This is a genomic window from Flavobacteriaceae bacterium, assembly GCA_014075215.1.
Taxonomy (GTDB): domain Bacteria; phylum Bacteroidota; class Bacteroidia; order Flavobacteriales; family Flavobacteriaceae; genus Polaribacter.
Window position 1 is genome coordinate 3545929 of the sequence record CP046177.1, and the last position, 17652, is coordinate 3563580.

At 34.1% G+C, this 17652-nt stretch carries 14 protein-coding genes; 4 read left to right on the plus strand and 10 right to left on the minus strand.

Annotated elements, in window-relative coordinates; translation table 11 throughout:
* Nucleotides 1-21 precede the first annotated feature (21 nt).
* Entirely contained in the window at nucleotides 22-1557 is a 1536-nt protein-coding gene (guaA, locus tag GKR88_17610) for a glutamine-hydrolyzing GMP synthase (GenBank protein QMU65911.1), read from the plus strand.
* 3 nt (nucleotides 1558-1560) lie between these two features.
* Nucleotides 1561-3219 carry a LysM peptidoglycan-binding domain-containing protein gene (locus GKR88_17615; GenBank protein ID QMU65912.1) on the plus strand — a complete coding sequence of 553 codons (1659 nt, stop codon included), beginning with the start codon at nucleotides 1561-1563 and terminating at the stop codon, nucleotides 3217-3219.
* A 145-nt stretch (nucleotides 3220-3364) separates the two neighbouring features.
* Here the strand turns inward: GKR88_17615 and GKR88_17620 are convergent, their stop codons facing one another.
* Nucleotides 3365-3880: a DUF2892 domain-containing protein gene (locus GKR88_17620; protein ID QMU65913.1), complete on the minus strand. Its 516-nt coding sequence runs from the start codon at nucleotides 3878-3880 to the stop codon at nucleotides 3365-3367.
* 186 nt (nucleotides 3881-4066) lie between these two features.
* Between GKR88_17620 and GKR88_17625 the strand changes: the two genes are divergently transcribed.
* Complete coding sequence (locus tag GKR88_17625) at nucleotides 4067-4543, plus strand: hypothetical protein (protein ID QMU65914.1); 477 nt, start codon at nucleotides 4067-4069, stop codon at nucleotides 4541-4543.
* A gap of 21 nt (nucleotides 4544-4564) precedes the next feature.
* Here GKR88_17625 and GKR88_17630 read toward each other — a convergent pair whose 3' ends face one another.
* The 9 genes from GKR88_17630 to GKR88_17670 all read right to left on the minus strand — a co-directional run bounded on the left by GKR88_17630 (nucleotide 4565) and on the right by GKR88_17670 (nucleotide 16346).
* Nucleotides 4565-7687, minus strand: coding sequence for a cytochrome C biogenesis protein (locus tag GKR88_17630; protein ID QMU65915.1), 3123 nt, complete (start codon nucleotides 7685-7687; stop codon nucleotides 4565-4567).
* A gap of 403 nt (nucleotides 7688-8090) precedes the next feature.
* Nucleotides 8091-10154, minus strand: coding sequence for a methylmalonyl-CoA mutase (gene scpA / locus GKR88_17635; GenBank protein QMU65916.1), 2064 nt, complete (start codon nucleotides 10152-10154; stop codon nucleotides 8091-8093).
* 1 nt (nucleotide 10155) lies between these two features.
* Nucleotides 10156-11508: a methylmalonyl-CoA mutase gene (locus GKR88_17640; GenBank protein QMU65917.1), complete on the minus strand. Its 1353-nt coding sequence runs from the start codon at nucleotides 11506-11508 to the stop codon at nucleotides 10156-10158.
* Nucleotides 11501-11821, minus strand: a complete 321-nt coding sequence (locus GKR88_17645) for a septum formation initiator (protein QMU65918.1) — start codon at nucleotides 11819-11821, stop codon at nucleotides 11501-11503. The genes GKR88_17640 and GKR88_17645 overlap by 8 nt, the downstream gene beginning before the upstream one ends.
* A 2-nt stretch (nucleotides 11822-11823) precedes the next feature.
* Nucleotides 11824-12429: a uridine kinase gene (locus GKR88_17650; protein QMU65919.1), complete on the minus strand. Its 606-nt coding sequence runs from the start codon at nucleotides 12427-12429 to the stop codon at nucleotides 11824-11826.
* A gap of 753 nt (nucleotides 12430-13182) precedes the next feature.
* Nucleotides 13183-14040 (minus strand): IS3 family transposase, encoded by an 858-nt coding sequence (locus tag GKR88_17655; protein ID QMU65920.1) that lies wholly within the window; start codon nucleotides 14038-14040, stop codon nucleotides 13183-13185.
* Nucleotides 14040-14411 (minus strand): transposase, encoded by a 372-nt coding sequence (locus GKR88_17660; GenBank protein ID QMU65921.1) that lies wholly within the window; start codon nucleotides 14409-14411, stop codon nucleotides 14040-14042. Before GKR88_17660 ends, GKR88_17655 begins: the two co-directional genes overlap by 1 nt.
* A 288-nt stretch (nucleotides 14412-14699) precedes the next feature.
* Complete coding sequence (locus tag GKR88_17665; GenBank protein ID QMU65922.1) at nucleotides 14700-15734, minus strand: IS1595 family transposase; 1035 nt, start codon at nucleotides 15732-15734, stop codon at nucleotides 14700-14702.
* A 120-nt stretch (nucleotides 15735-15854) separates the two neighbouring features.
* Nucleotides 15855-16346 carry a hypothetical protein gene (locus GKR88_17670; GenBank protein ID QMU65923.1) on the minus strand — a complete coding sequence of 164 codons (492 nt, stop codon included), beginning with the start codon at nucleotides 16344-16346 and terminating at the stop codon, nucleotides 15855-15857.
* A 295-nt stretch (nucleotides 16347-16641) separates the two neighbouring features.
* Between GKR88_17670 and GKR88_17675 the strand changes: the two genes are divergently transcribed.
* Nucleotides 16642-17637: a transposase gene (locus tag GKR88_17675; protein QMU65924.1), complete on the plus strand. Its 996-nt coding sequence runs from the start codon at nucleotides 16642-16644 to the stop codon at nucleotides 17635-17637.
* The last annotated feature ends 15 nt before the right edge of the window (nucleotides 17638-17652 follow it).

Here is a 17652-nt window from a genome sequence, read left to right on the forward strand (position 1 = left end):
ATCAATATATTATTTTTACACATGCAACAAGATAAGGTACTTATTTTAGATTTTGGATCGCAATATACGCAATTGATTGCAAGAAAAGTAAGAGAGTTAAATATCTATTGTGAAATACATCCTTACCATACATTATCCGGAAATAGCAGCGATTACAAAGCAATTATTCTATCCGGAAGTCCTTTTTCGGTAAGATCCGAAAACGCACCGCATATAGATTTGTCAAAGATACGAGGCAGACAACCTTTATTGGGAATTTGTTACGGGGCACAATATCTGTCACATTTTTTTGGAGGGAAAGTCACTCCTTCGGTTACAAGAGAATATGGTAGGGCCAATATATCATTTATTGAAAATAGCGAACCCTTTTTTGAAGGTATTACGGAAGGGAGCCAAGTATGGATGAGTCATTCGGATACGATTAAAGAATTACCCGCTAATGCTGTTCGTCTGGCGAGTACTGCTGATGTCGAAAATGCAGCATATAGAATTGAAGGGGAGCAGACCTATGGTATTCAATTTCACCCGGAGGTATATCATACAATTCACGGTAAGCAGTTTTTAAAAAATTTTTTAGTGACTATTGCAGGAACTGCACAGTCGTGGACACCCGCTTCTTTTGTTGAAACAACCATAGCAAATTTAAGAGAAAAATTGGGGAATGATAAGGTGGTTTTAGGATTATCGGGGGGAGTGGATTCCAGTGTAGCTGCTGTTTTATTGCATAAAGCCATCGGCAAAAATGTATATTGCGTTTTCGTAAACAACGGACTGCTTAGAAAAAATGAATTTGAAAATGTCTTGAAGCAATACGAAGGCATGGGATTAAACGTTAAAGGGGTAGATGCATCGGCACGGTTTATGAAAGCACTTATCGGGTTAAAAGATCCGGAAGAAAAACGGAAAGCCATTGGAAATACATTTATAGACGTTTTTGATGATGAAGCTCATCAAATACAAAATGTTAAATGGCTGGCACAAGGAACTATTTATCCTGATGTAATCGAATCTGTATCTGTAAACGGAGGGCCATCGGCTACGATTAAAAGCCATCATAATGTAGGAGGGCTGCCTGACTTTATGAAATTGAAGATTGTAGAGCCTTTGCGAATGATTTTTAAAGATGAAGTAAGAAGAGTGGGAGCATCAATGAATATGAATAAAAAATTGTTAGGACGCCATCCTTTTCCGGGACCGGGACTGGCTATTCGGATTTTAGGAGAAGTAACAGCAGAAAAAGTGAGCATTTTACAAGAAGTAGATGCTCTGTTTATAGACGGATTGAAAGAGAGCAGATTGTATGATACTATTTGGCAGGCCGGAGCTATTCTGTTGCCTGTAGACTCAGTAGGAGTGATGGGAGACGAGAGAACGTATGAAAAAGTAGTAGCTTTACGTGCCGTAGAAAGTACAGATGGAATGACGGCAGATTGGGTGCATTTACCGTATGAATTTTTACAAAAAATAACAAATAATATTATAAATAAGGTAAAAGGTGTAAATAGAGTAGTATATGACATTAGCTCTAAACCTCCGGCTACTATTGAATGGGAATAAAATATGAAAGGAATTAAAATACTTATTGCTTTTCTGGTTTTTGCAATAGCTGCCTCTTGCGGCCAGCAAAAAAAGTACATTTCTTATACGGTTAAGAAAGGAGAAACCATGAAAGTCATTGCTAAGAGGTTAGATATGAAGACCCGGGACTTATTGCGTTTAAACCCTGACGTAGGGAGAAAACCAAGCCCGAATACCATCATTATCATTCCGAATAAAGATTTTATAGCCCCCCCCCCCAAAGATACCCTGAAAATAGCACAGGTTGTTTTGGATTCTTTAAAGCTCAATATGGGCGAGTTAGAGAAAGAGTATTTAACACATACGGTCAAAAAAGGAGATACCTACTATAACTTAACCCGACGTTATAATGTTTCCGAGAATACGTTAAATAAACTGAACCCGGAATTAGTTACTGAAGATCTAAAATTAGGTATGGTTTTAAAAATAAAACCTGTTGAGGAGAATGAAATAGTATTTTATAAGGATACTGTCAGGGAAGGTATATCGCTAAAACTTGCAATGTTACTGCCATTTAAAGCTGTTGAATTTGATACGATTGCTGCAAAAGATATATTTGGTGTTAACCGATTAGCAAATATTACCACAGATTTCTACCTGGGAGCGGAAATTGCAATCGATTCTCTTCGAAATCAAGGGGTAGCTATAGAGGTGTCTCTATTTGATACAGGGAAAAAGAATTCGAAAATCAGAGATATTATTAATGAAAATGACTTGGATGAAAATGATGTAATCATTGGTCCTATGTATTCTGACGAAGCAATGATTCTTGCTAGTAAAGTAAGAACAGAGGCGATATTTCCGGTTTATTCAAAAAATCAAGAGGGTTTTGCATCTTCCGGACTCATCAAAACATATGCAGATAAAGAAGTGCATCAAAAAATAATGTTGGCACATATTGATGCTGTTTACAGTAATGAGAATATTTTAATTATTGGAGATAGTACGGCCACATCTATAAAAAAAGCAGATGAGATACAATCTGTTCTTTTAAAAAATGATTCCATTACGGAAGCCAAGATCATACATGCTACAAATGGTTTTATTCGTAAAGATTATATAATTAATGCGTTAAAAGCAGAAGTAGAAAACTGGGTGATTTTAGCAACTCATAAAAGCGCAATTGCCTCTGATGCTATTAATAGTTTGATTAGTTTACCAACGGAAGAAGAAAACGGAGAGGAAAACGAAGACGACAATAAAAAAGAAAAAAAGAAAAACAGTAATGAACCGGAAATGCAAATATTGCCTGAAGATACGGTTGTTAAGATTTTCGCATGTGATAAATCTACTACTTATGATAAAATAGACAATACGAAATTAGCAAAATTAGGATTTACGTTTACTTCTGATATTTTTGCAGATGACACTTCTGTGGCGGCTAACGTTTTTAATAAGAAATACCAGGAAAAAAACCATACCTACCCTTCTTATTATGCTACCAAAGGTTTTGATATTACCTATGATATTTTAGCACGTTTAGCATCCGGAGACGACCTGAAAGAGACCTTTCAAAAAGGAACCTCTTATCGATTAGAAAGCAAATTTGAATTTAGTAAAGAACTCTTTACTACATCTGATAATAATGGGATATTTATCATACAATATAACCCGGATTTAACAACTACCAGAATTAGATAATAAGTGATGTATAGTAATCTAATATATATTTAAGAAGAATGCATAAGAACATTTTGAAAATCTTCTGACTTTTCAATCTTTTAATCCTTTAATTCAAGACTCTTTAATATGCATTTAAAAAACACAGTTAGGTGTGGTAAGATGTTTATATTTTCTTCATTTGCTGTTTAAGCATTTGCATCTGCTCTTTTAGCATACCATGTTTATCCAGTTTTTTAGCCTCGGTCATCAGGTTCATTGCCTCACGTTTGCGCCTTTTGGTCATTGCAATTCCTGCTAACTGCAATTTTGCCATAGCCAAATCATGATTCATAGATAATCCCAAACGAATCGCTTTACGCAAATATTTTTCAGCCTGAGTGATATTGGTTTGACTCAACATGATCCCATGCAAATAGTTATAATATCCTTCTTGTTTTTTAGTCAGGGAAGTTGTCGGATTTTTGATATATGCCAACCATTTTTGAGCACCTGCAAAATTTTGTTTTCTCAATTGTAAAAAAGCAAGTAAAATAAACTCATTTTTAAAATACAGAAGTATAAAAATTCCTGCCAATAGTACGATAGAAATCCCATTCATAATATGACCTTGGGAAAATTCATACACAGACCAGGAAAATGCCAATATTGCTAAAACTAATTTTATATTTTTATGAAACATATGTTATTTTTAGAATACACAAAAATACATTTTTCAATTAGAATTCTTTTAAACTTTTAAATGAAAGATAAAAAAGGAATCCTTATTTCCAAGTATTCTTGTTTGCCCTTGAGTAAAAACCTTCACAAGTGATTTAGGAGTATGAAACAAAAATTGTGCATTACCCATAAGAAAAAAGAAATTGTTATGGCAACAACGATAGATTTGAGAAGTATAGTAAAAGAGTATATAAATACGACAGATACAAGACTTCTGAAAATGGTAAAAGCATTAGTAGAAAGTTATCAGGAAGCAGAATTATCTAAACGTATTAGTAATGAACAATATAAGAAACCTTTGCAAAATAGTGATATATTCCGTATTGAAATTGATTTGGCTTCAAATTTCTTCCTTCTCGAAAATTTTAAATCCTCAAAACCAATGGGTTATTCCGGTTTAAAATTTTCTTCGGGTGTCGAACTTTTTTGCCAAATCAATTTTGCAAAGGCCTCTAATAAAGAACTGGAAGCCTCTGAGAAAGAAATAGAATTGGGTTATTTTATACACACGAACAGGTTAAAGAACGAATACATCAATGGGAAAGAAAATATTAAAATCCCCTCTGTTTTCTGTTTGTCTCCTCACAGTTGGGCAAGGTATAATCCTAATCATTACCGGGGGTAGACCTACTTGGTCATTGGGTTCTTAACTATAATATTTTTTGTTTTTAAACCAGGCAAAAATCCCAATGATACATACAAAGCCTATGGAGTAGTACACAGAAGAAGGAGTAATTACTTTATCACCACTGGCATAAGAATGTAAACCGGACAAATAGAAATTTACTCCAAAATAGGTCATCATAATGGAAGCAAAAACGATAACAGACCATAGGTTAAATGTATAACTACTTCTCAATCCCGGGATCAACCGCATATGTAAGACAAAGGCATATACCATAATGGAGATCAATGCCCAGGTTTCTTTAGGATCCCAACCCCAGTAGCGCCCCCAACTTTCATTGGCCCACATGCCTCCCAGAAAGTTTCCGATAGTTAGCATCACCAATCCTACCGTCATTGACATTTCATTAATAACAGTCAACTCTTTAATATTCAACCTTAGTTTTTCTTTATTTTTTTCGTTCGTAAAAATCATTAAGAGTAGTGATAATATTCCTAAAATCATAGCCAGAGCAAACGGGCCATAGCTCGCAACAATAATAGATACGTGTACCAATAACCACCAGGAAATCAAAACAGGCTGTAGGCTTGCAATTTCAGGATCTAACCAGTTTTGATGTGCAAAAGCCAGAATGATAGCAGCTAAAAAAGTAGCGGCAGCTATGGTTAAAGATGATTTTTTGCCCATATACAACCCAAACAACATTACTGCAAAAGCTACATAAATAATAGACTCATAGGCATTGCTCCAGGGGGCATTTCCGCTGATGTACCACCTGTTGCCAAGCCCTAAAATATGTACTATGAATAATCCTATCACTATACCAATAAGGGCTTTTACAAGATAATGTACCCATCGGTAGTTATTAAATATTTGAAAGATGACAAAAAAGATAAGGAACAGGCTCACAAAACCATAATACTTGGAAAGTTGCACAAAAACCCTGGTTTTATTATATCGAATTTCCATATCAATTTTTCTGTCTGACGGATATACGGCCGCTCCGTATTTTTTTTGAAAATTTTTAATACCTCTTAATACCTTTGTTGCTTGTGTATAATTTTTGGTCTGTTTTGCTGTTTGCAGTAGTTGCAGGTAAACAGGGAGTATCTGTTTCACAAAAGAAGAATCTTTGACTTTGAAATTAGAAGTATTTAACTCTAACTGAGAAACCCAAGTATTGTTCTCATTACCGGGTATAGGATAGAATTTAAAAATGCTTCCTCCGATTGCCCGATATAGCAATCCCACTCTTCGGTCAATTTTTATAAGATCTTTTTCAAATTTGTTTTGTATTTTTTTCTTTTGAGCTTCTTGTATTTGCTTCCCTATTTTTGAGGCCCCGTCCGGAGTGAAAAAATCCGCTAAGCTGGCATATTTCGCATCTTTTTCCAGATTCAAAAGCATCCTGATTTTTGTATTTCCCCTTTCTAAATAAATAATGGGTACATAAAACCAAAACCTTGGATTTTCTAAGATGGAGAGCACCACCTGGCTTGGCTGCATGCCTTTAAATGTTTCTGATTGACTGACTTTCCGAACCAACTCGGAAGAAAATGTATGCAAAGGTTTCATCCGTCCGCCATCTTGTACGACTAATGTATTAAATTCTTCCGCGTGTTTTATATCAACGATGTTGGCTTTTAAAATAGAATCTATTTGCCGGTTGGTAAAGCTTTGCCGAGCGTGATTTGAATGTTCCTGGGCAGTTGCAACTCCTGTAAAAGCAAATAGTATAACAGGAAGGGCTGCTTTCTTTTTTTTGATTTTGGCCAGTGTTTTTTTAAGCATATCAAAACGAGTGTGTTTTGCGAATAACATACAAATAAGACCAGTATATAAGAAAGAATACCCTATGTAGGTAACCAGAGTTCCCCAAAAATCATGATTGACCGATAGATGTGTTTGTTCCACAGGACCGGATAAATCGTAGCTTGATTGAAAAAACTTATATCCTTTTTGGTCCAGGATATGATTCATATAAATACGATAGTCAAAAGTTTCTTTTTCATCAATAACCGTAATTTCACTGGCATAAGAAAGTGCGCTTTCGGAACCCGGATATTTCTCAAGTTGAAAATCATTTAATTTGATACTAAACGGAGTCTTGAAAACTCTGGAACCATACCACATTCTGAAATTCAATCCGCCCACGCGTATTTGTTGCACCCCGTCATAGTTAAATTTTCCTCCTATCAGGTCAAGAGATTTGGTCTCATCGCCTATTGAGATGTCCAGGCTGATTTGATCAAATTTTTTATCATCTTTAGGGCCGCTTATTTTTTGCTTTGAACCTTTTAAAGGAGGTTGGGGAATGACAAAAGGCAACCCGTCTATGTTGTATAAAGATCGCAACCGGAAGATTTGTAAACTGTCTTTGGTAACCATACCTTTTTCCCGGGTGGCCATCACCTGAAAACTCCCGGAGCTTTTACTCAGAATTTTAAGCGTGTCGTTTACCTTTCTAATGGTAATATTTGCATGAGTATTTGGTACATCATACCCGATTAAGATTCCGTGAATATTTTCTATTGTTCCCTTTTCAATATAATGTTCATGACGGCTCCCTCCCAATGATTCTATCAGGTAAAGATGTTCCTTGCCGGTTTCATCTTCTATGAATTCTTCTTTTACCCAAGGGAGGTATTTTGTTAGCGCAACATGAAAAGGAGTGTCTTTAAATTCATCGCTATACTTCCAGTTATTTTTACCCCAGGCAGATAATAGTATTTTAGGATGATATGCTTTTTGTAGTTTACTATTATCAACAACTATATTTACATAGGTGGTTTCCGAAAGAAATTCATCAGTAGTTTCTCCTTCGTTAATCAACATAATACCTTCATAACTAATATATCTGGTGATGCCTGCTCCTAGAATGATGAATATAAAAGACAGGTGAAACATTAAAACAGGCCATTTCTCTTTTCTAAGCAAACGATATCTGAAGATATTTCCAAAAAAATTAATCATAAAGAAAGCCAGAATGGCTTCAAACCACCAGGTATTGTATACCAAGACTTTAGCGGTCTGTGTTCCGTAGTCGTTTTCTATAAAAGTAGCGATTCCCATTGTGGCAGCAAATAAGAGAAATAATACAGCCATTAAACGGGTGGAATAGAGTATATCTAAGATTTTTTTCATCCGAAAACTGAACTTTTAAAAAGTATTGCAAATTTACGTATTAAACGTCGGAACGAGATACTTTTTAGAGGTAAAAAAACCTTATAAATTTGACTCATTTAACGAGGTTTTACGGATCAATCCGAAAACTTGTGGGATTTTAAAGATATTATTGAAAACATTTAAGTTGAGTCAATCGCAAAAGCATCATTCAATAGAGTTTAAAAACTTAATAAACAGTTATTTAATGGGTATTCATTTAAAAAAAAATCTGAAATGATAAAATTTTTATTCAAGTCTTCCCCACAACTTTTTTGCTTGATCCGGTTTTACATTATTTTTTCGAGAAGGAAGAAATTTGAAGTCAAATCAATTTCAATACGGAATATATCACTATTTTGGCAAAGGTCTCCTAAAATGAATACTAAGCATCTGCTATGGAATCAATTAAAATGCGAATCAAATCAATAGCAGTTTGTGCAATCTTGGTTCCGGGTCCAAATACACCCATAGCACCGGCATCAAATAGGAATTGATAATCTTGGGGAGGAATCACACCTCCGACAATCACCATAATATCTTCTCTACCGTAATTTTTAAGCTCTTTTATTAATTGAGGGACTAAGGTTTTATGGCCTGCTGTCAGGGAGGAAATCCCTAAAATATGTACATCATTTTCTACAGCCTGTTTTGCTGCTTCCTGCGGTGTTTGAAACAGGGGGCCGATGTCTACGTCAAAACCTAAATCCGCATAGCCTGTAGCCACTACTTTTGCTCCTCTGTCATGCCCGTCCTGCCCCAGTTTGGCAATCATAATGCGGGGCCTTCTGCCTTCTAACCGGGCAAACATATCTGCCAGTTCAGAGGCTTCTTTGAATAGCTTATCATCTTTTATTTCTCTGCTATACACGCCGGATATGGTTTTATGGATGGCTTTATGCCTTCCGAATACAGCTTCCAAGGCGTTGGAAATCTCGCCTAAAGTGGCTCTTTCTCTGGCTGCTTGTATTGCCAAATCTAATAAATTTCCATCACCTGATGTTGCACAAGCAGTTAAATTGTGCAAGGATTGCTTCACTTTTTCCGGGTTCCTGTTTCCTTTTAGCTTATGTAGCCGTGCTATTTGAGCATTTCGTACGGCTTCATTATCTATTTCCAGGATATGTAATGGGTCTTCTTCTTTTAATTGGTATTTATTTACTCCAACAATGATGTCTTGTCCGCTATCTATTTTTGCTTGTTTTTTTGCAGCGGCTTCTTCAATTCTCATTTTTGGAATACCTTTTTCGATGGCCTTAATCATCCCACCTAATTCATCAATCTCCAGGATTAGTTCCCATGCGTTATTGGCAATTTCTTCGGTCAATTTTTCCACATGATAACTACCGCCCCATGGGTCTACGGTTTTTGTAATAGCTGTTTCCTGTTGTAAATAGATTTGAGTGTTTCTTGCAATTCTCGCTGAAAAATCCGTAGGTAAAGCAATGGCTTCGTCCAGTGCATTGGTATGCAAACTTTGTGTGCCTCCAAAGACGGCAGCCATGGCTTCTATGGTCGTTCTGGCAACATTATTAAAAGGATCTTGTTCGGTCAAACTCCAGCCACTGGTTTGGCAATGAGTTCTTAAAGCTAAAGATTTTGGGTTTTTAGGATGAAATTGCTTCATTAGTTTTGCCCACAACATTCTTCCGGCTCTTAATTTTGCTATTTCTTTAAAGTGGTCCATGCCAATGGCCCAGAAGAAAGACAGACGAGGTGCAAAACGATCTATATCTATACCGGCCTCCAATCCTTTTTCAACATATGCCAATCCGTTTGCCAAAGTATAGGCCAATTCAATTTCCGGAGTGGCGCCTGCTTCCTGCATGTGATAACCCGAAATAGAAATTGAATTAAATTTTGGCATGTGGTTGCTCGTAAATTTAAAAATATCAGCGATGATTCTCATAGAAGGTGCAGGAGGATAGATATAGGTATTACGAACCATAAATTCTTTTAAAATATCATTTTGGATAGTACCTGAGAGCGCTTCTTTTTGTACTCCTTGTTCTTCTGCGGCAACAATATAGAATGCCAAGATGGGTAATACCGCTCCGTTCATAGTCATAGAAACCGATATTTCATCTAAGGGAATCCGGTTAAACAGGATTTTCATATCTTCTACGGAGTCCACCGCTACTCCTGCTTTGCCTACATCTCCCTGGACTCTCTCGTGATCAGAATCATATCCCCTGTGAGTGACTAGGTCAAAGGCAACTGAAAGTCCTTTTTGGCCGGCTTCCAAATTTCTCCTGTAAAAAACATTGCTTTCTTCTGCCGTAGAAAATCCGGCATATTGCCTTATGGTCCACGGCCTGCGGACATACATAGTAGTATACGGCCCGCGTAAATTGGGTGCTATGCCCGCGGCAAAGCCTTCGTGCCTAAATTTTATTGCAGACGATTTATCTTTTTTTAATGTTAAATGATCCAGGTTTTTTCGTGCCATTTTATTCTTCCTTATTAAGTCTATCTATTTCATAAGGTTCTGATAAACGCCTGATGACGATAGGAGAGAGTAGGGTTTTTAGGTGTTTTTTCTTTGAGAAAGGATCAATTTCCATATTCTTTTTCATGGTATCTGCCCTGTTAGGTAATAGATTAGAACCCAGGAGCACTCGTTTTTTTGCATGAAATCTTTGCTGTTCTTTTGCTGCACTTTCCGCAATTTTTTTCTGTATGGTGCCTTTCTTTAAAAGTTTTAAAAATCCGCCCGATTTTTCTATTTGTTTGAATAGCACCAATGATTTTTCTGCTAATTGATTCGTTATATAGTCAATATAATAAGATCCTTCTGCAAAATTTTGTGCGGTTGCCAGATAGCTTTCCTGTTGCAGGATTAATAGCTGATTTCTGGAAATGTGTTCGCCAAATTCGTTGGATTTACGATATAGGCTGTCGTATGTAAGGTTTGAGATAGTGTCCGAACTTCCTAATATTGCACTTATACACTCACTGGTTGTTCTTAGCATATTTACGTTATAGTCATATAAAGTTTTGTTTCGGATACCGGGTTGTGTAAAAATATGAGGCATTGTATTTTCAGTATGGTATGCCGTAGTCAGCGTATCCCACAAAGCCCTGAAAGCTCTTATTTTTGCAATTTCAAAGAAATAATGACCGCCAACGGAAAAAATAAAATGGATATGATTCGCAATTTCCCCTGAAAAATAATGCAGGTATTCATTTGCATGCGCTAGTGTGTATGCTAATTGCTGGACACTATTTGCTCCTGCGTTTTGATATAAACTCAGGTCAACTGCTATTGAATTTTCAGTATGTTTTGCAATGTTTTCCAGTTTGAGAAAATCTTCTTTTCGATTCACAAACCAATTACTGCTTCCCGCTAGATTTCCGATGATATCTATTTGGAAAAAAGGATTGTTCGGGGTTGTAAAATTTGACAATTCTGTGATGAAATCGGAATTGAGGAACTGAAATTTAAAATAAATAATGACAGTATTGAAGTTTATCTCTTTAAGTAGTTCTTTGTAGTCAAATTTTTTATCAGCGATAAATTGAATTGCGTTTGCACCTCTTTGCAGTGCATCTAAAGCTAAGGAATTTGTAATTTTTTCATCTCTTATATGAAGTGTTTGGCAGATGTTAAATTGTTTTTCAAAGATAGGAACTTTAATATAAGAACGGTCTTCATCGGTATAAAAAGGTTTTACGACAATTCCTTCTTCTGTCATGTGCAATAGCGTATCCTTATAATCCAAACCCTTAAGTTCTACCTGAACTTTTTGTTTCCAGGCAGCAGCAGAAACGGAAGCAAATTCATCGAACAAAAAATCACTCATTATCTTTTATGGTATCGGATTCAATAATATAAACATTTTCGTTTTTTCTTTTTAATAAGTATTGTTCTCTGGCAAATTTTTCTAATTGGGAGCTGTCTTTCAAGCTCTGAATTTCTTTGTTATTGCTTTTTATTTTTTTAGAGTAAAATGAGTTGATATGCTCCAAATCTTTGATTTCTTTATCAAATTCCTTATTTAAGTAATAATTTTCATCAAAAAAGAACATCCAAATAAAAAAAATAACTAAAATTAAGACGTATTTGTTTGTGCTGATTTTAAACAGGATATTTTTCTTAATTTGTTTGCTACTCATTTTTATAACCTTTCGTTAATCACCGTTCGTACAATATCTGTGGCTACGGTATTATATTGATTGTTTGGGATGATGATATCTGCAACATTTTTAGTGGGTTCTATAAATTGTTCATGCATAGGTTTTAAAGTATCCTGATATCTTTTTAAAACTTCATTGATATCTCTTCCTCTTTCACTAATATCTCTTCGGATTCTTCGTATTAACCTCTCGTCAGCATCTGCATGTATAAATATTTTGATGTCAAACAGATTTCGCAATACCTCGTTGTTAAAAACTAAAATCCCTTCGACAATGATTACTTTTCCAGGGTGTACGGTTACCGTATCTTTTGTTCTGTTATGTGCAACGAAAGAATAAACAGGTTGCTGTATTGCCTTACCTGCTTTTAGGGCTTTTAAATGTGTGGTGATCAAATCAAAATCGATGGCTCCTGGGTGGTCAAAATTAATTCGGTTTCTTTCTTCGTACGAAAGGTGGTCGGTAGTTTTATAATAAGAATCCTGAGATATGACACAAACTTCATCAACCGGTAATTCATTAATAATCTGATTTACAACGGTTGTTTTTCCACTTCCCGTACCTCCTGCAATTCCAATTATAAGCATCTTCTGAAATGGTTCATTTGACAAATAATTATATGACATTTACACTTTTTCAAGAGATTAAAAAATTTTCATTCCAACTCAAAAAGTGTAAATGAGTTTCATAACAAATTTAGGGAAATAAATAAGGAAATTCGTAAAACCGGTTTCATTATAATTTTGTATTTGATCTTGTCTTACAAACAGTGGTGCTAAAGCACCTGCCTTTCAAAGTTTTTTATTCCTGTAAAATAAAGAAATATAACCGTGAAATGTCCATAAGTACCTTTGAATCCAATAAAAACAGCAGAAAAGAACCAACTTTTAAGGCCAGTTCTTAACTGCTGTTTTTTGTATATTATATACCTGTTATATTAACCCGTTGTGCATTTTGAACTAAAAAGTAAATTTAAACGTCAGTTCGAGTGATTTTGAGCTACGAAAAATCGTATCGAGAACATATTTAGAGCAAAAATTCTATTCTCGATACAAATTTTTCTCATTTTCAATCGAAAAATTTACTCGAATTGACGAATTTTATCAAAATGCACAATGGGTTATATTAATAATTAAGTTCTTGAATTAACAGATATCTCTTTGAATCAAAAGTTAAAAAATTTATTGGGATTGAAAAAATATAAAAACCAATAAACTTAGCTATAAAGTTGACAAAGAAAGAATCAATAAAATAAAAGAAAGAAAAAAATATGCCAAGCATAATTAATAGTACATAAATGTGTCTCGTCCTAAAATAGGGCTACAGTTAATTATTAAAATTTATGCTACATTTTTGTGCACGTAATTAGGTGTTTTATAATCTAAAGATAAATGTAATCTTTTATTATTATATAATTTGATTGCATTTTTTGTTGCTTTTTTGGCGTGATTGATATTTGTAAATGTTTGGTCGAGGAAGAATTCATCTTTTAAAATTCCGTTAACTCTTTCGGCCATTGCGTTTTCGTAGCAATGATTTTCTTGGGTCATACTGATTTGTATCTTTTTTCTTTTCAAAATTTGAGTATAAACATTGCTACAATATTGTATTCCTCTATCAGAATGATGTATGATTTCTTCGGTATTTTTAGTTTGATAAATAGCTTTATTTAAAGCTCTAACACAGCCTTTAAGTTCTAAACTATCACTAATATCATAGCCTACTATTTTTCTTGAATACATATCAGTAATAAGTGCTAAATAACAAAATCCATTTATAGTTCTTATATAGGTAATATCCGAAGCCCAAACTTGGTTAGGTCTATTAATGATCAGGTCTTTTATGATATTTTTATATTTATAAAAACGATGGTAAGAGTTGGTTGTTTTAGAAGAATATTTTTTCCTTCTAATTAACAAATTATTTTCTTTTAAGATTCTAAATAACTGGTCTCTACCTATATTTATATTCTGTTTCCTAAAATCATTATGTAAGGATTTCATTAGCTTTCTAGTACCTTCTCTGGGTAATGTTTTCCTGCTTTTTTTAACAAGCATTATTACATTTTGTTCTATTTGTTTTTTAAGAACAAACCTTTTTTGATATTTGTAATAAGCATCTCTTTTTAACTCGAAAGCATTACAAATAGTAGCGATGGCGTACCTTCTTTTTTTTCTATTAATCGGTGCTATTTTCATTAAGGCTTTATGTTTAAGTTTTTTTTTAATTCTTCAACATTTTTATAGCCAAGATTTTCAGCAGCTACTTCAAGATAACTATCATTCACAAGTTTATCTAGATCCTTTTTAATAAGAAGATCTTTGAGTTGTTTTAGCTCTTTTTGAAGGGCTTTAATACGGGATAATTCGTCGTCTGTTTGCACGGTTACACGGGTGTTCATTAAATCTTTACGGTCATATTTTTTAATCCATACGTTTATCGTACTAGATTGTATGCCGTAAGTTAAGGCAATTTGTCTTTTGGAATGGTTTCCTTTGGTAAGTTCTGCTAATACTTTGAGTTTAAAACTCTCACTATAACGTCTTACATATCCATCATTTTTATACATATACTTGTTGTTTTTTGTATACATATTTCAGGACGGGTCACTATTAGGCTTATTATCTAGTTTAAGTTTAAAACCCTTTAATTTCATTAGAGTTACTTTAGTTTCTATAAAGTTTTTTGGGTTAGAAGCGGTAAGCTCGAAGTATGAAGAAGTTATTAAAGATTCTATTTCGGTGCTTCCAACTTCTTTCTTCAAACTAAGAAAGGCTGATAGAAATCGAATTTTATTCGATGATTAAAACGATGTATTTCCAATGTATAGTGGTTTATTTTTTTCATAAGCTCTAGTTTAAAATTGCGTTGATATTAATTTTTGATACTTCAATCCAATATTTTGATATTTTTGATACGCATTAATATGTTCTGACACTTTATTTACAAAGGCATTGAGTTTATCGTTTCTATATTTTAATTTTTCTTTGATGCGATACCAGTTCAAATATTGTTGCAAGTATTTGGTAGATACTCCCCAAAACTTGTTATCTATCCATTTCTTAACTCTGTTATGAGTTGAGTTGACATGTTGTATATGATACACTTTGTTTTTGACACGTTGTTTTATGACGCCTTTTAGAGTGTGATGCTCTATTTTATTGTCTATTGCAAATCCTTTGTAGCTTAGATGTGTGTCCCTACATAAAATGGCTTTACTTGCCTTTATTCTGCTGCCAATAGCATTTACAATATCTATTTTCTTTAATCTTCCCATAGTGGCTACAGTAATATCTGGATTAGATGTTCTATCTTGGGTTACAATAACAGCTACTTGATCATTACTGATGCCTTTGGTTTTAGAGCTACCACCACGTTTTCTTGATTCCCGATGATTTACTGGTCGCCCTTTTTCTGAATTTAAAAAGAAGGTCTCATCACTTTCTGTAATGCCTGTAAAATCATCTTTATCGTTTTCTGATAATGGGACTAATATCTTATGAGGCCAGTCAAAAGCCGTTTTCTTGTTTATCGATAAGGCTACTTTTATCTTATCTAAGCTCTTTTCTTCTAGCATTAATTCAAGGTAGTCATCAATCTTGTCCTTATGTTGCAAACCTGCCATCCAAGTACCTGTGTATTCTGTAAAACTGCGTTTGCAGGATTTACACTTATAGCGCTGAGAGCCTTTGTCAATACCAAATTTTACATACTTTGGATGCGAGCAATGGGCGCAACAACCTAACTTATTGTCTAATAAAAAACGCCTAGATTCTTGGCTTCTTACCGTTGGAACTGAATCTTTTGGTGATGTTGACAATTCTTTTAACAATTCCTGCCTTTCAGATGGGGAAAGTTTGGAAATTCCTCGCTTTATTTCTTGTAAATTCATGTATTAAATATACAAATAATAGCTGTTATTAACTAGAGCCTTTTCATATTATAAGTGCTTGAATATGTTTTTTGTAGTGTTGGTATGTATAGTTGGATTAATGCTTACATAGATTGTAAATTAACCTTGCATTTTCTGTAAAGTACCTTCTAACAAAGTTGCAGTGGCTTCCATGAGCTTGATACCGATCTTATCGACATGGCGGTTTCGCCAAGACTCGAGTTTTGTTCCTTTGACCCACCGGTTAAAAGCACCCAAAGCTGGACCGGTATGTACTTGAAAGTTCACTTTGTGTTCCAAATCACCAGCAAAAGCTACTTGACTACTATAGCTAAAATACCAGCGAAAAACCAAAGCCATTTTATGACGGGGCTTTTCTTCAGCTTTTTTGATTTCCTCGGATTTACCAATCTTTTTAAAATAGGTTTTAGTCTCTTTCCATATCTCTGAAATGGGCTTTTTAAAGTAGCTGCGTTCTAACTGCCAAATTGTTTTTTGGGGGATTTCATCAAGCGAATTATGATGATTATACAAATTGTAAAGATTGTTAGCACGTGCAGGAAAGAGTACCCCTTTTTTAAGTACCTGAACTTTGGCTCCAATTTCAAACATATCTCCAGCCTTTAGATTAGCAAATAGAAATAATTACTTAAAATAAAAACATAATAGTTATGATGAAATTTCTTTTTTTGCTTCTTTTTTTCTTTGTTAATAACTCTTATTTTGTTGATAACCAAAAACACAAAAGAACGGAGTGAACTTTAGCGGCCAGCTAGCTTTTTAGAGCCATCCCCCGATTAGTCTCCGTTCTTTTTAAAAGTTACTTAGAACCATATAGAATTTCAGTTTCTGCCCTTATTAAAGGTCTTAGTTTAAGTAACTATTATTAATATCTAATTACAAAATTATGAAAACAAATGAAATTATCGGAATCGATGTCAGTAAATTATTAATTGATGTTTGTATCTATTCTAAACAAATTGTTCAACAGTTTGAGAACAGTAAATCTGGATTTAAATTAATGCTAAAGTGGAGTTTTAAAAATTCGTCTTTCTCTAAAGAAGAAACCATGTTTGTATTTGAACATACAGGAATGTACTCTCATTTATTATCTGTGTCTTTAACTGAACAAAAATTATCTTTTTTCATAGCTTCTGGTTTAGAAATTAAAAGATCTATTGGTATTGCTCGTGGAAAGGATGACCAAATTGATGCCAAACGCATTGCTCTATATGGGTATCGATTAAAAGAAGAACTTAAACCCAGTAAGCTACCTAAAAGAAGTATATTACAACTAAAAAGTCTCTTATCTTTAAGGACAAAACTTAACAAACAAAGAGCTGGTTTTAAAGTTACTTTGAAAGAACAAAAAAGAATTTATAAAGCAAAAGAGTATAAAATAATCTTTGACGTTCAACAAAAAATGATTGCAGAACTAACCAAACAAATACACAAGATTAATACTCAAATGCAAGCTATTATTGACCAAAATATAATGTTAAAAGAAACCTATAAACTTGTTACTAGTGTTAAAGGTATAGGAATGCAAACTGCTATAATGATGATTGTGTTTACTGACAATTTTTCAAAATTTGAAAACTGGAGAAAGTTTGCCTCTTATTGTGGTGTTGCTCCTTTTCCTTACCAATCTGGAACTAGTATTAAAGGACGTACAAAAGTCTCTCATTTGGCTAATAAAAAATTGAAAGCAATTATTAATATGTGCGCTATTTCTGCTATACAACATAACCCAGAAATGAAATTATACTATCATAAAAGAATAAAACAAGGCAAAAGTAAAATGAGTACCGTTAACATTATTAGAAACAAATTAATAGCAAGAGTGTTTGCCGTTGTCAAACGACAAACACCCTATGTAGATACTTTTAAATTTGCTGCATAAATTAGTAAAAATAAT

Coding starts and splice junctions, on each gene's coding strand:
- GKR88_17640 (QMU65917.1), bottom strand. CDS start 11,508: ATGAGTGATTTTTTGTTCGATGAATTTGCTTCCGTTTCTGCTGCTGCC.
- scpA (QMU65916.1), bottom strand. CDS start 10,154: ATGGCACGAAAAAACCTGGATCATTTAACATTAAAAAAAGATAAATCG.
- GKR88_17660 (QMU65921.1), bottom strand. CDS start 14,411: ATGTATAAAAATGATGGATATGTAAGACGTTATAGTGAGAGTTTTAAA.
- GKR88_17655 (QMU65920.1), bottom strand. CDS start 14,040: ATGAAAATAGCACCGATTAATAGAAAAAAAAGAAGGTACGCCATCGCT.
- GKR88_17645 (QMU65918.1), bottom strand. CDS start 11,821: ATGAGTAGCAAACAAATTAAGAAAAATATCCTGTTTAAAATCAGCACA.
- GKR88_17665 (QMU65922.1), bottom strand. CDS start 15,734: ATGAATTTACAAGAAATAAAGCGAGGAATTTCCAAACTTTCCCCATCT.
- GKR88_17625 (QMU65914.1), top strand. CDS start 4,067: ATGGCAACAACGATAGATTTGAGAAGTATAGTAAAAGAGTATATAAAT.
- GKR88_17620 (QMU65913.1), bottom strand. CDS start 3,880: ATGTTTCATAAAAATATAAAATTAGTTTTAGCAATATTGGCATTTTCC.
- GKR88_17670 (QMU65923.1), bottom strand. CDS start 16,346: ATGTTTGAAATTGGAGCCAAAGTTCAGGTACTTAAAAAAGGGGTACTC.
- guaA (QMU65911.1), top strand. CDS start 22: ATGCAACAAGATAAGGTACTTATTTTAGATTTTGGATCGCAATATACG.
- GKR88_17615 (QMU65912.1), top strand. CDS start 1,561: ATGAAAGGAATTAAAATACTTATTGCTTTTCTGGTTTTTGCAATAGCT.
- GKR88_17650 (QMU65919.1), bottom strand. CDS start 12,429: ATGCTTATAATTGGAATTGCAGGAGGTACGGGAAGTGGAAAAACAACC.
- GKR88_17630 (QMU65915.1), bottom strand. CDS start 7,687: ATGAAAAAAATCTTAGATATACTCTATTCCACCCGTTTAATGGCTGTA.
- GKR88_17675 (QMU65924.1), top strand. CDS start 16,642: ATGAAAACAAATGAAATTATCGGAATCGATGTCAGTAAATTATTAATT.